At 70.0% G+C, this 13,033-nt stretch carries 11 protein-coding genes; 6 read left to right on the top strand and 5 right to left on the bottom strand.

The genetic code is table 11. The features are described from left to right. From Q0741_RS11530 to Q0741_RS11545, 4 genes are all read left to right on the top strand, one after another. Positions 1 to 256: hypothetical protein (locus Q0741_RS11530; protein WP_298233347.1), on the top strand; the 256-nt coding region annotated here is incomplete at its 5' end. A gap of 23 nt (positions 257 to 279) precedes the next feature. After that, a complete protein-coding gene (locus Q0741_RS11535) occupies positions 280 to 1,830 on the top strand; it encodes an FAD-binding oxidoreductase (protein WP_298233348.1) in 1,551 nt (516 codons plus the stop codon). 26 nt (positions 1,831 to 1,856) lie between these two features. Further along, positions 1,857 to 3,308: an aldehyde dehydrogenase gene (locus tag Q0741_RS11540; protein ID WP_298233349.1), complete on the top strand. Its 1,452-nt coding sequence runs from the start codon at positions 1,857 to 1,859 to the stop codon at positions 3,306 to 3,308. Between the two features lie 8 nt (positions 3,309 to 3,316). After that, positions 3,317 to 4,216, top strand: coding sequence for a transporter (locus tag Q0741_RS11545; RefSeq protein ID WP_298233350.1), 900 nt, complete (start codon positions 3,317 to 3,319; stop codon positions 4,214 to 4,216). Between the two features lie 87 nt (positions 4,217 to 4,303). On the opposite strand, the gene Q0741_RS11550 is transcribed toward Q0741_RS11545, so the two are convergent. Continuing rightward, a complete protein-coding gene (locus Q0741_RS11550) occupies positions 4,304 to 5,911 on the bottom strand; it encodes an MFS transporter (RefSeq protein WP_298233351.1) in 1,608 nt (535 codons plus the stop codon). Between the two features lie 99 nt (positions 5,912 to 6,010). Between Q0741_RS11550 and maiA the strand changes: the two genes are divergently transcribed. Further along, positions 6,011 to 6,655, top strand: a complete 645-nt coding sequence (gene maiA / locus Q0741_RS11555; protein ID WP_298233352.1) for a maleylacetoacetate isomerase — start codon at positions 6,011 to 6,013, stop codon at positions 6,653 to 6,655. Positions 6,656 to 6,996: 341 nt separating this feature from the next. Beyond that, complete coding sequence (locus tag Q0741_RS11560; protein WP_298233353.1) at positions 6,997 to 7,527, top strand: MarR family winged helix-turn-helix transcriptional regulator; 531 nt, start codon at positions 6,997 to 6,999, stop codon at positions 7,525 to 7,527. A gap of 54 nt (positions 7,528 to 7,581) precedes the next feature. Here the strand turns inward: Q0741_RS11560 and Q0741_RS11565 are convergent, their stop codons facing one another. From Q0741_RS11565 to Q0741_RS11580, 4 genes are all read right to left on the bottom strand, one after another. Then, on the bottom strand, positions 7,582 to 8,805 hold the full coding sequence (locus Q0741_RS11565) for a porin (RefSeq protein ID WP_298233354.1): 1,224 nt from the start codon (positions 8,803 to 8,805) through the stop codon (positions 7,582 to 7,584). Between the two features lie 216 nt (positions 8,806 to 9,021). Beyond that, the gene (locus Q0741_RS11570; RefSeq protein ID WP_298233355.1) at positions 9,022 to 10,011 is read right to left on the bottom strand and encodes a tripartite tricarboxylate transporter substrate binding protein; all 990 of its coding nucleotides are present in this window, start codon (positions 10,009 to 10,011) and stop codon (positions 9,022 to 9,024) included. Positions 10,012 to 10,107: 96 nt separating this feature from the next. Then, positions 10,108 to 10,965, bottom strand: a complete 858-nt coding sequence (locus Q0741_RS11575; RefSeq protein WP_298233356.1) for a fumarylacetoacetate hydrolase family protein — start codon at positions 10,963 to 10,965, stop codon at positions 10,108 to 10,110. Positions 10,966 to 10,999: 34 nt separating this feature from the next. Then, positions 11,000 to 12,976 (bottom strand): FAD-dependent oxidoreductase, encoded by a 1,977-nt coding sequence (locus tag Q0741_RS11580; RefSeq protein ID WP_298233357.1) that lies wholly within the window; start codon positions 12,974 to 12,976, stop codon positions 11,000 to 11,002. Positions 12,977 to 13,033 lie beyond the last annotated feature (57 nt).

A 13,033-nucleotide genomic window follows, 5' to 3' on the forward strand; every position in this document is an offset into this window, starting at 1 on the left:
CCGGCTGGACGGCGAGGCCGCACCGCGGCGCGTGGTGGCGCGGCTGGACGACGCCGGCGCCACGCTGGCGCTGGACCTGCTGCGCGCGCAGGGTGCCCGGGTCGAGGCCTTCGAGCCGCTGCGCCTGCCGCACACGGCTGCCGGTGCCGAGCAGGCCCGCGCCATCGGCCAGGCGCTGGCGCAGGGCCGGGCGCTGCCGGCCATGGCCGCCGCGTCCGCGGGCCTGCCCTGCGTGGCGCTGGCCTGCCTGATCTGAACCCTCGAAACCGGAGACATCCCATGGCTGACAAGTACGTGGCCCTGCCCCAGGGCCGCAGCGAGCGCGACCTCGACGCCGCCATCCGCAAGTTCACCGCCATCCTGGGCGAGCAGTACGTGCTCACCAAGGGCGAGCACCTGGCGCCCTACATGAAGGTCATGATGGCCGTGGACGAGAAGCAGCACGCCCCGTCGGCGGTGCTGCTGGCCTCCACGGTGGAGGAGGTGCAGGCGGTGGTGCGCGTGTGCAACGAGCACCGCATCCCGGTGTGGACCATCTCCACCGGCCGCAACTTCGGCTACGGCTCCGCCGCCCCGGGCGAGCGCGGCCAGGTGGTGCTGGACCTGCGGCGCATGAACAAGATCCTGCACGTGGACCCCGATCTGTGCACCGCGCTGGTCGAGCCCGGCGTGACCTACCAGCAGCTCTACGACTACATCCAGGAAAAGAAGCTGCCGCTGATGCTGTCGTTCCCGGCGCCCTCGGCCATCGCCGGCCCGGTGGGCAACACCATGGACCGCGGCGTGGGCTACACGCCCTACGGCGAGCACTTCCTCATGCAGTGCGGCATGGAAGTGGTGCTGGCCGACGGCCAGGTGCTGCGCACCGGCATGGGCAGCATCCCGGGCGACAAGGCCTGGCAGGTGTTCAAGTGGGGCTACGGCCCGACGCTGGACGGCATGTTCACGCAGAGCAACTACGGCATCTGCACGAAGATGGGCTTCTGGCTGATGCCCAAGCCGCCGGTCTTCAAGCCCTTCGCGATCAAGTTCGACAACGAGGCCGACATCGGCGACATCGTCGAGATGCTGCGCCCGCTGCGCATCGCGCAGGTCATCCCCAACGCCGTGGTGATCGCCGGCACGCTGTGGGAGGCCGGCGGCGCCAACGTGCGCCGCGCCGACTACATCCAGACCCCCGGCGCCACGCCGCAGGCCGTGATCGACAAGATCAAGAAGGAGAAGGGCCTGGGCGCCTGGAACGTCTACGCCGCGCTCTACGGCACGCAGGAGCAGGTGGACGTGAACTGGAAGATCATCACCCAGGTGGTGAAGGCCTCCGGCAAGGGCACGCTCATCACCGAGGAAGAGGCCGGCGGCACGCAGCCCTTCAAGTACCGCGCCGAGCTGATGTCGGGCGTGCCCAACCTGCAGGAGTTCGGCCTCTACAACTGGCGCGGGGGCGGTGGCTCGATGTGGTTCGCCCCGGTCAGCCAGGCCCGCGGCAGCGAGTGCGGCAAGCAGGTGGAGCTGGCCACGCGCATTCTCAACAAGCACGGCCTGGACTACGTGGGCGAGTTCATCGTCGGCTGGCGCGACATGCACCACGTCATCGACGTGCTCTACGACCGCTCCAACCCCGAGGAAACCCAGCGCGCCAACGCCTGCTTCAACGAGCTGCTCGACGAGTTCGAGAAGCAGGGCTATGGCGTGTACCGCGTGAACACCGCGTTCCAGGAGCGCGTGGCCAAGACCTACGGCCCGGTCAAGCGCGACGTGGAGCGCCGCATCAAGCGCGCGCTGGACCCCAACGGCATCCTGGCCCCGGGCAAGTCGGGCATCCGCATCTGAGGCCGCCACCGAGAGGGAGATACCTCATGAACACCATTTCCATGCTCATCGGCGGCGAGCGCGTGGACGCCACCGGCGGCGCGACCTTCGAGCGCCGCAATCCGCTGGACGGCCAGGTCGCCACGCGCGCCCCGGCCGCCACGCCGGCCGACGCGGTGCGCGCGGTCGAGGCCGCGCAGAAGGCCTTCCCGGCCTGGGCCGAGGTGGGCCCGGGCGAGCGCCGCGGGCTGCTGCTCAAGGCCGCCGCCGCCCTCGAAGCCAAGGCCGACGCCTTCGCGCAGGCCGTTGCGTCTGAAACCGGCGGTTCCGCCCTGTGGTCCGGCTTCAACGTGCACGTGGCCGCCGGCATGCTGCAGGAGGCCGCGTCGCTGACCACGCAGATCAGCGGCGAAGTGATCCCCTCCAACGTGCCGGGCAGCCTGGCCATGGCGGTGCGCCAGCCCGCCGGCGTGGTGCTGGGCATCGCGCCCTGGAACGCGCCGGTGATCCTGGGCGTGCGCGCCATCGCCACGCCGCTGGCCTGCGGCAACACCGTGGTGCTCAAGGGCTCGGAGCTCTCGCCCGCCACGCACGGGCTGATCATCGAGGCGCTGCAGGAGGCCGGGCTGCCGCCGGGCGTGGTGAACTTCGTCACCAACGCACCGGCCGACGCGGGTGCCGTGGTGGAAGCGATGGTGGCGCACCCGGCGGTGCGCCGCGTCAACTTCACCGGCTCCACGCGCGTGGGCCGGATCATCGGGGCCCTGTGCGCGAAGCACCTCAAGCCCGCGGTGCTGGAGCTGGGCGGCAAGGCGCCGCTGCTGGTGCTGGCCGACGCCGATCTGGATGCCGCCGTCAACGGTGCCGCCTTCGGCGCCTTCGCCAACTCGGGCCAGATCTGCATGTCCACCGAGCGCATCATCGTGGACGCCGCCATCGCCGACGCCTTCGTCGAGAAGCTGGCGGCCAAGGCGCGCAGCCTGCCGCTGGGCGACCCGCGCCAGGGCCCGGTGGTGCTGGGCTCGGTGGTGGACCTGGGCACCGTCGAGCGCTGCAACGCGCTGATCGACGACGCGCTGGCCAAGGGCGCCAAGCTGCTGTGCGGCGGCAAGGCCGACAGCACGCTCATGCCCGCGACGCTGCTGGACCACGTGACGGCCGACATGGCGATCTACCACGAGGAGAGCTTCGGGCCGGTCAAGGGCATCGTGCGCGTGGGCGGCGTCGAAGCCGCCATCGCCTGCGCCAACGACAACCCCTTCGGGCTCTCGGCCGCGGTGTTCAGCCGCGACATCGCCAAGGCCTGGAACGTGGCGCGGCGCATCCAGTCCGGCATCTGCCACATCAACGCGCCCACGGTGCACGACGAGGCGCAGATGCCTTTCGGCGGCGTCAAGGAATCGGGCTACGGCCACTTCGGCGGCCGTGCCGGCATCGACTCCTTCACGGACCTGCGCTGGATCACCGTGCAGACCACCGAGCGCCACTACCCGTTCTGAGCCCCGTCATGAGCATGAAGAAGAAACACCACGCGGCGCTGGCCGCGGCAGGCCTGTGCGCGCTGCTCGCGCAGGGCACGGCCCATGCCGGCGGCCATTACGTGGCCGGCGTCGAAGGGCTGCAGGGCTCCAGCGTGCCGCCGCCCGGCAATTACTACCTGGGCTACCTGGTCCATTACGACATCGACGACTTCAGCGCCCCGGGCACGGACGCGAAGCTGCCCGGCAGCAACACCGGCAAGGTCACCGCGCTCGCCAACCGGCTGGTCAAGGTCACCTCGACCAAGCTGCTGGGCGCCGATTACGGCTTCGAAACCATCATCCCCGTGACGCGGACCTCGCTGGACATCGGCGCGGCGGGGCTGTCGGACCGCCGCTCCGGCGTGGGCGACGTCTACGTCGGCCCGCTGGTGCTGGGCTGGCACGGGCCGCGCTGGGACGCCGTGGCGGCGGCGGGCGTGTGGCTGGGCACGGGCAAGGACGGCTCCCCCGCCTCGCCGGGCAAGGGCTACCGCTCGACCATGCTCACCGGCGGCGTGACGGTCTACCTGGACGAGGCCAAGACCATTTCGGCATCGGCGCTCAGCCGTTTCGAGCGCAACAGCCGCACCGATGCGGGCCTGCGCCCGGGCAACCAGCTCACGCTGGAGTGGGGCGTGGGCAAGCAGTTCGGCGGCTGGCAGGCGGGCATCGTCGGCTACGACCAGTGGCAGCTCGGCGAGGACCGCGGCCCGGGCGCGAGCCCGGACAAGGCCGGGCGCCACGCCGTGGGCGCGGAGGTGGTGTACCCGGTGCGCCCGGGCCTGCTGCTCAAGGGCGCGGCGTACAAGGAGTACCAGGTCGAAGCCGGCACGGGAGCCGAGCCCAAGGGCTCGCTGCTGCGGGTGTCGCTGGTGGCGGCATTCTGATTCCGGTTCGTCTTCGAGAGTGAAGCAAATCCCGTCCGCCCTGAGCCCGTCGACAGACTCAGCCCTTCCCCCATGGCGCCCACCGCATCAGCGCTCCACGGAAGGCGCCAGTGCCGCCACGTAACGCCGTATCCGTGGCGGCCGGTCACCCAGGTGAAACGCGAGCCGTTGCGAGCGCAGCATGTCGTCCGCGGCACTGAAGCGCTCCAGCCACCGGTGGTGCGCCACCCAGCTCTCGTCGATGAAATGCTCCACGTAGCGTCCGGGCTGCGTGGTGTCCCGGAACAATTCCCAGGACAGCACGCCCTGGCGCAGCCGTGCGCAGCGGGTGGCCTGCATCACCTCGGCGAAGTCCGCGGCCCGGGCCGGGTCGATGTGGTACTCCACCTCCACCATCACCGGCCCCTCGTCCGGCTTCACGTCGACCGCCACCGCCGGCGCCGGCCGGGCCTGCCGGGGCGTGAAGTCCTCGTCGCCGCCCTGTTCGACCGAGTGGCGCAGCGTCAGCAGCAGGAAGGCCAGGCCGGAAACTGAAGCGGCCACCACCGCCGCGGGCACGCTGCTCACATCGGCGACATGGCCCCACAGCCAGGCACCGACCGCCGTGCCGCCCATGAGCGCCACCTGGTAGATCGACATGCCGCGCGCGCGTACCCAGTCGGGCAGCGCCAACTGGGCCGACATCACCAGGGTGTTCGCCGTGGAGATCCAGGCGGCGCCCGCCAGGGCCATGGCCGGCAGCGCGAACCAGGGCGTGGGCACGATCACGATGCCGGCCGACACCAGCGCATGGGCCACCGTGCCGTAGCGCACGAAGGCGTCCCGCCCGAAGCGCTGGCGCCAGCGCGGGAACTGCAGCGCCGCCACGATCGCTCCCGCACCCATGCTCGCCATCATGGCGGTGAACATGGCGGCGCCGCCCCCGGTCCGGTGCGCGATCAACGGCAGCAGGGCAACGAGCGCGCTGGACTGCAGGAAGAACAGGAACGCCCGCACCACGACCACGCGCATCCGGGGCGACTGCCACACATGCTGCAGACCCACCCGCATGGCGCCCAGGAAGCGTTCGCCCGGCAGCGTGCTCGCGCGCTGTGCCGATTTCCAGCGCAGGATCAGCCACAGCCCCGCGCCGGCCAGCAGCGCGTTGAGCGCGAACACCAGCGCGGGCGCCGCCATCGCGAGCAGCGCGCCCGCCAGCAGCGGGCCGGCGATGCGCGACAGGTTCATCGAGATGCTGCTCAGCGCCAGGCCGGCCGGCAACTCCTCGCGCCTGAGGACCTCGGGGACGATGGCGGAGAACACCGGCCAGCGCAGGGCCAGCCCGATGCCGTTCACGAACGTGAGCAGCAGCAGCAAGGGCGCCGTCAGGGCGCCGGCGAGTTCCAGGCCGGCCAGCAGGACCGCCGTGACGCACACCCACAGCTGCGTGGCGGCGAAGTAGCGCCTGCGGTCCACGATGTCGGCCAGCGCCCCGCTGGCAATGCCCAGCAGGAACACGGGCAGCGTGGACGCGGTCTGCACGAGCGCAACCATCACAGTACTGTCCGTCAGTTGCACCATGCGCCAACCGGCCGTGACGTCATGGATCCACATCGTCATGTTGGCCATCAGCCAGGCCAGCCACAGCCCGCGGTACACACGGTTCTGGAGAGGGATCAGGGCGGGGGCCTGCAGCAGACGGGACAGTGGCTTCATGGGCTGGACGGTGGACGCTCGCGCCTTCAGCGCTGCGTGACGGTGGAGTTCATTTACACTGTCATAGTACTGACTGTTTCCGTCATGGGGGAAATGCCGATGAAGCTCTACAACTTCTTCCGCAGCAGCGCCTCGTACCGGCTGCGCATCGCGCTCGCGTTGAAGGGGCTGGACTACGAGTACGTTCCGGTGAATTTGCTGGCCGGCGAGCAGGCCAGTCCCGCCTACCGCAGCCTGAATCCGCAGGGCTTCGTGCCCGCGCTGGAGGCCGATGGGCAGCTGCTGATCCAGTCCCCGGCGATCATCGAATGGCTGGAGGAGCGCTATCCGCAGCCTGCGCTGCTGCCCGGCGATGCCGGCGATCGGGCCTGGGTCCGGGCCATCGCGGCCATCGTCGCTTGCGACATCCACCCGCTGCACAACGGCCGGATCCTGGCCCAGCTGAAGAAGTGGCCGGACTGCGACGACGCCCGTGTCGCGCACTGGTGCCGCACGTGGATCGGCGCCGGCTTCGATGCCATCGAGGAGCTGCTGCGCGCACGCGCGACCGTAGGCCCCTATTGCCTGGGCAACACCGTGACGGTCGCGGACGTGTACCTGGTGCCGCAGGTGGCCAGCAGCATCCGCCTGGGCATCGACATGGCGGCATGGCCGCGCATTCGGGACGTGGCGGCCGCCTGTGCCGAGCTCGATGCCTTCAAGCAGGCCATGCCTGGCCGGCAGATCGATGCGCCTGCTGCTTGAAACCCTCGTGCCAGCGGCGCCCGTCCGGCGGCCGGACAGCGATCGACCGGGCGGCGCCCGGCGAGCAGTTTGCAACTCGACACGCATCCCGCATTGCGAGGCATAGTGCGGGCACACCATGCCGACCCGCGACCGGGCAGGGGAGCGTTGCGCAATACGGCGCCAGCTCCGCAGCCCGGCTGCGTCAGGCCCATCCAGAAAATCCTATCGACATGAATACCGGCACCCGCTCCAAGCCTGCAGCCCAGGCCAGGCCCGCTGAATCCGAGGTCGCGTTCGAGCCCATGAACCATCCCGGGCACCTGGTGCGCCGCTTGCACCAGATCTGCGTGGCGGTTTTCATGGACGCCGCCAAGAACTATGACCTCACGCACGTGCAGTTCGCCGCGCTGATGGCCATCGACCACTTCCCTGACATCGACCAGACCCGCGTCGGCAAGATCGTGGCGCTGGACCGGCAAACGATCAGCATCGTCGTGAAGCGCCTGAGCGAGAAGGGCTTGATCGAGCGCAGGCAGAAGGACAAGCGCACGAATGCGCTGCACATCACGGGGGCGGGCCGCGCCTTGATCGACGTCATGCAGGCCCGCATCCAGGACATCGACGACACCATCCTGGGGCCGTTGACGGATGCGGAGAAAGAGGTGTTCATGGCCCTGCTGCGCAAGCTGGTGGACCACAACAACAACCTCAGCCGGGCACCGTGCTGCGCGGAGGAGCAGCCGCAGCGCGGCGGCGAAGCGTCGGAAGGCGAGCAGGAGCAGGCGCAGCGGGCGGCGCCGATGCCGAACCGGGCCGCCGCCGCATCGCAAGGCAAGGGGAAGAAAGCTGCGGCTCCGGCGGCCCGGCGGTCCAGGCAGGCGGTCGCTTGAGGACAGGGTTCCCGGGGAAGCGCAGCGACCCCGGGAACTCGGCGCTGCGCCGGTTCAGAACACGTGCCGGATGCCGATGACGGCCGTCTTCGAGCGCGGGTCGCCTGCTCCCACCGCGTCGGCGCCCTGCTGTGCCGTGCCGGAGCCGAGGGCATAGGACGATCCGTTGCGGTTGCCGACCGTGGCGGCCGTGGCGTAGAGCGTCGTGCGCTTGGACAAGGCGTGCTCCGCGCCCACGCCGAACCACGTGGCATCGCGGCTGCCCGGATCGACGGCGTAGCTGGTGCGGTCGTCGATCCGCGTCACCTGGGCGAAGACCGTGGTGGCGCCCAGCGGCACCTTCACGCCGAGGTTGCTCAACCTGAACTCGCTGGCGCCACCGGCGGCGACGCCGGCGACACGGGCCAGCCCACCGGTGCACGATGAGCACTCATTCTTCTCGCGGGTGTGGCCCGCATAGATGCGCACCGGCCCCAGGTTGTAGCTGCCGCCCACCACGAAGGCCGTGATGTCGCCGCTGGCGCCGGCCCCGTCCTGGCGGGCATAGGCGGCGATCGCGTCCACCGGACCCTGGCGGTAACGCGCCGCGGCGCTGTAGTGGCGGCCGATGGTCGTGGACCCTTCGCCGAAGGCACCCAGCACCTTGAGCTCCAGGCCGCCGAAAGCGGGCGCGGTGTAGCCGATCGCGTTGTCCGTCCGCGCACTGGTTGCCAACGGCAACAGTTGCTGCGACGTCGCCGTGCTTCGCGTCGCCGACAGCATGCCGCCGCTGCCCACCCACGAGAACGCATCAACGCCGTTGAGCGCCTGGTAGTAGGGCGTGGGCAGCCGTCCGGCCAGCACCGTGCCGTAAGCCTTGGAGGACAGGCCAACCGATGCCTCCCGGCCAAAGATGCGCCCACCCTGCGCCAGCACGCCGTTGTCCGCGGTGAAGCCCTGCTCCAGGCGGAAGTTCGCGCTCAGGCCGCCGCCGAGGTCTTCGGTGCCGCGAAAGCCCACGCGGCTGCCCAGCGAGCCGCCTGAAATCTCGCGCACCAGGCCGCCTTTGCCCGAGTTGCTGTACTCGACGCCCACGTCGACCAGCCCGTAGACCGTGACGCTGCTCTGCTGCGCGAAGCTCGAACCGGACCAGGCCCCCGCGGCGCCCAGCACCGCCAGGAGCAGTTTCAGATTCGTCCGGCAAACCGCGGCCCGGCTCTCGGCATCCTTTTTCGGACCACGGTGGCGCATTTTCAGGGCCTGGTTGCCGAGGTATTCGACCCGGTCGTGACGTTCCATGGCTGTCTCCTTGCGTTTGAAATTCGGCGCCATGAAAAGGACATGGCGCGGCCCAAAGGAATGGCGATTCCCTTGCGATAGGAAATGGAAAAGGGCTGTGGATCCGGGGCGCGCCGCGTTGGCGTGATGGTCGCGGCCCGCTGCCTGCGATGAGCTTCGCAACCCGGAAAAGGCCTTGCGTGCCAGCCGCCCCTGAGGGCGACGGCGGTTACCGCATCAATCGACCTTGATGCCGAAATCCCGGACGATCTTCTCGTACAGCCGGTATTCGCTGCGCACGAGTTCGCCGAAGGCCTCCGGGGTGCCGGCCATGGGGAGCTCGCCCTGGTCCTTGAACCGCTTCTGGATGTCCGGCAGCGCCAGCACCGCGGCGATTTCCTTGTTGATCTTGGCCACCACCTCGGCCGGCGTTCCCTTGGGTGCGAAGGTACCGAACCAGCCCGTGAGCTCGACGCCGGGGACACCCTGTTCCGTCATCGTCGGCACGTTGGGCAGCAGGGGCGAACGGTCCTTCTCCACGACGGCCAGCGGCACCAGGCGCCCGCTGTCGAGGTAGGGCTTGGCGGCGGTCAACGAGGTGAAGGACAGATTGATCTGCCCGCCGATGAGGTCCGTGAGCGCCGGTGCGGTGCCGCGGTAGGCGATGTGCGTGAGCTCGATGCCCGCGGACTTCTTGTACAGCTCGCCGGCGATGTGCTGCGGCGTGCCCATGCCGGCCGTGCCGAAGGACAGCCCCGGCTGCTTGCGCGCCAGCGCCGTGAGCTCCTTGACGTCCTTGACGCCCAGGCCTGCCGTGGGGCTCGTCGCCAGCAGCAGCGTGCTGCGCGTCACCTGGCCCACGGGCACGAGGTCCGTGAGGATGTCCGTGCGCGTCTTCATCAGGTGCGGCGAGATCACTACCGTGTTGGGCGCCAGCAGCAAGGTGTGCCCATCTGCCGGCGCGGCGGCGACGGCGCTGACGGCGAAGGACCCGCCCGCGCCGGCCTTGTTCTCCACCACCACGGGTTGGCCCAGCCGCCCGGTGAGCTTGTCCGCCACGGCCCGGGCCAGCATGTCGGTGCCGGCGCCCGCGGCGAAGCCCACCACGATCGTGACGGGTCGGCGCGGCCAGGCGTCGGCCTGCGCCGCGCCGGGCAGCGCCATGGCCGCTGCGAGGGCGCCGATCCAGTACTTCACGCGGCTCTCGTGCTGGGACTTTCGATTCATGCCTGTCTCCATCTCAACTGCCATTGGTGTTGCGTCTGCTGTTGTCGCACAGGGCCGGCGCCTTGCCGGCGGCCGTCGGGTCTCGGGCGGGAAGGGTCAGGCCGCCCGCACCGCGACGTCCATGGCGCCGATGCCATCGATCTCGCAGTGCATGAGGTCGCCAGGCCGCACCTGGGCGACGCCCTCGCAGGTGCCCGTCATCACGATGTCGCCGGGCAGCAAGGTGTAGAAGCTGGAGGCCCAGGCGATCTGCCGGGCGATGTCCATGATCATGAACTTCGTGTTCGACTGCTGGCGCAGCTCGCCGTTGACGCTGAGCCGGAAGGCCAGGTCCTGCGGCTGGGCGACCTCGTCGGCCGTCACCAGCCAGGGGCCGAGCACCGCGTAGCTGTCGATCGACTTGCGCATGGAGCGGTCCTCGGGGCCGCGCACCACCATGTCCAGCGCGATCGCGTAGCCGGCCACGTGCGACAGCGCCTGCGAGACCGGCACGTTCGAGGCCGCCTTGCCGATCACCACGCCGAGCTCCATCTCGTGGTCGGTGCGGCGGTCGGGAAAGCGCACCGCGATGCCTTCGCTGCAGCCCACCAGCGCGCTGGTGGCCTTCAGGAACAGGCCCTGTTCCTCGATGCCGCCGCGGTAGCGGTCGGTGAAGGTGGCCTTGTCGGCGGCGGCCTCCTCCACGTGCTTAAGGTAGTTGACCGGCACACCGATGACCTTGCTCGGGTGGGCCACCGGGCTCAGCAGCCGCGCCTGGGCCAGGGGCTTGCGCGCGGCCTGCGGCAGCACCCGCTCGATCTCGGCGCGCACGCTCGCCAGGTGCGCGATGAGCGTGTCGCCCTTGGGGCCTGGATAGCGCGCGGGAGGCAGCACGCGCAGCGCCGCGCTCACGTCGCACACCTCGGTGCCGACGACCACGCCCAGGCGGTCGTCGTCAAACCAGCAAATTCTCATGGGATCGTCCTTCCGGGTAAGAGGTGCGCGGTGCTCACAGGCGCACGCCGATGCGGGCGCCGTCCAGCGTGGCGTGGACCAGCCGGCGCGGCGCCAGGCAGTCGCCGATGCGGTACACCTCGCCCTCGATGTCGGGGAAGCTGCGCGGCGCGCTGCCGCACGCGAACACGATGCTGTCCACGGGCGCCGCTTCGCTCGACTGCTTGGTGAACACGTTGCGCAGCGTCGGCACGGGCCCGGCCTTGACCAGCTCCGTCAGCGGCATGAGGCGCACGTTCTTCTCCAGCAGCCGCTTGGTCAGCAGGTGCAGGATCGACCATTCCAGCCCTTGGCCGATGGTCATGTTCTCCGACAGCAGCGTGACCTCCTTGCCCTGGTCGGCCAGGTACAGGGCCGCGAGCACCGGCGGCAGGTTGTCCACCAGGCCGCCCACGACGAGGACGCGCTGGCCGACGTCCGGCGGGTTGTCCAGGATGTCCAGCGCGGTGAAGGTGCGCGTGCCTTCGATGCCTTCGAGCTGCGGGATCACGGGCGTCGAGCCCACGGCGACCACGGTGGCGTCGGGCTTGAACTTGGCGATGAACTCGGGCGTGGCCTCGGTGCCCAGCAGCACCTCCACGCCCTGCGCCCGGACCTCGCGCGACAGCGTCTCGATCAGCGTGATCATTTCCTTGCGCGACGGGTCCCGCGCCAGCGTCGTGATCTGGCCGCCCAGGCGCTGGCTCTTCTCCACCAGCGTGACCTGGTGCCCGCGCGCCGAGGCGATGCGCGCCGCCTCCAGGCCGGCCGGGCCGCCGCCGACGATCAGCACGCGCTTGGGCTTGTCGATGAGGCGCACCTTGAGCTCCAGCTCGCGCCCGGCCATCGGGTTGACCGGGCAGGCGGAGACGCGGTCCGGGAAGTGGCACTCGTTGACCCCGGCACACTTGCGCACGTGCTGGGCCTGGCCCTGCGCCATCTTGTTGGGCAGGTGCGGATCGGCGATGAGGGCGCGCGTCAGGCCGATCATGTCGGCATGCCCGCTGGCGAGGATGCCCTCCATCTGCCAGGGATCGTTGATGCGGCCCGTCACGATCAGCGGCACCGGGCAGGCCTCCTTGATCTTCGCGGCCGCCGGGACGTTGAAGCCCGAGGGGATGAAGCTCGACGCCACGTAAGGTGCGACCACACCTTTCTGCAGGGCGCCGATGGTGCCGGCCGTCACGTTGACGTAGGCCATGTCGCCGGCCGTGCGGGCCACGATGGCCTTGATGTCCTCGGTGCTGAGGCCGCCCTCGACGTCCTGGTAGCCGCTGATGCGCATGCCGATCGGGAAATCGTTGCCGCACTGGGTCCGGATCTCGTCGATCAGCTCCAGCAGGAAGCGCATGCGCCGGTTGGCGTCGCCGCCGTAGCGGTCGGTGCGGCGGTTGGTGGCGGGCGACAGGAACTGCTCGATCAGGTAGCCGTGCGTGGCGTGGATCTCGACGCCATCGACGCCGGCCTTCTTGATCCGCAGGGCGGAGCGGCCGAACAGCCGCACGGTGCGCCGCACTTCGTCGGTGGTGAGCTCGTGCGAGGCCATGCGCACGTGGTCGTCGGCCAGGCCCGAAGGCGACACCATGGGCTGGAAGGTGTCGGGCAGGCGGATCGCACCCCGGTTGGCCAGTTGCCCGAAGCAGAAGGCCCCGTGCCGGTGGATGATCTCGGCGCGGCGGCGCAGCCGCGGGATCAGCGTCTCGTCGTAGTAGGCGGCGCCTTCCTCGCTCTCGGGATCGGGCGACGCGTCCGGATCGGCCGCGTAGGCCGGCTCCATGCGGCCGGTGGACACGAAGTTCAGGCTGGAGACGGTCTCGTGCAGGATGGGAATGCCGACCAGGCCCACGCCGCCGGCCACGCGCTCTTCCAGGTAGGCGAGGTAGCGCTCCTCGCTCATCTTCGGGTTGTGCGTGGTCAGCATCAGGCGGTTGCGCACGCGCAGGCCGCCGATGTCGATGGGGCTCAGCGTGCGGCTGAATTCGTTGCTGCTCATGGGTGCTCCTTCCATTGGTTTCCTGGGAGCGCGCTTGCGCGCGGCCAGGGTGTGTGT

The sequence above is a fragment of the uncultured Azohydromonas sp. genome, from assembly GCF_937926365.1.
Classification (GTDB): Bacteria; Pseudomonadota; Gammaproteobacteria; order Burkholderiales; family Burkholderiaceae_C; genus Azohydromonas.

Excerpts from the sequence above, each read along its gene's own strand:
- Q0741_RS11535 (WP_298233348.1), top strand. The coding sequence starts at position 280 with ATGGCTGACAAGTACGTGGCCCTGCCCCAGGGCCGCAGCGAGCGCGAC.
- Q0741_RS11540 (WP_298233349.1), top strand. The coding sequence starts at position 1,857 with ATGAACACCATTTCCATGCTCATCGGCGGCGAGCGCGTGGACGCCACC.
- Q0741_RS11545 (WP_298233350.1), top strand. The coding sequence starts at position 3,317 with ATGAGCATGAAGAAGAAACACCACGCGGCGCTGGCCGCGGCAGGCCTG.
- Q0741_RS11550 (WP_298233351.1), bottom strand. The coding sequence starts at position 5,911 with ATGAAGCCACTGTCCCGTCTGCTGCAGGCCCCCGCCCTGATCCCTCTC.
- maiA (WP_298233352.1), top strand. The coding sequence starts at position 6,011 with ATGAAGCTCTACAACTTCTTCCGCAGCAGCGCCTCGTACCGGCTGCGC.
- Q0741_RS11560 (WP_298233353.1), top strand. The coding sequence starts at position 6,997 with ATGGACGCCGCCAAGAACTATGACCTCACGCACGTGCAGTTCGCCGCG.
- Q0741_RS11565 (WP_298233354.1), bottom strand. The coding sequence starts at position 8,805 with ATGGAACGTCACGACCGGGTCGAATACCTCGGCAACCAGGCCCTGAAA.
- Q0741_RS11570 (WP_298233355.1), bottom strand. The coding sequence starts at position 10,011 with ATGAATCGAAAGTCCCAGCACGAGAGCCGCGTGAAGTACTGGATCGGC.
- Q0741_RS11575 (WP_298233356.1), bottom strand. The coding sequence starts at position 10,965 with ATGAGAATTTGCTGGTTTGACGACGACCGCCTGGGCGTGGTCGTCGGC.
- Q0741_RS11580 (WP_298233357.1), bottom strand. The coding sequence starts at position 12,976 with ATGAGCAGCAACGAATTCAGCCGCACGCTGAGCCCCATCGACATCGGC.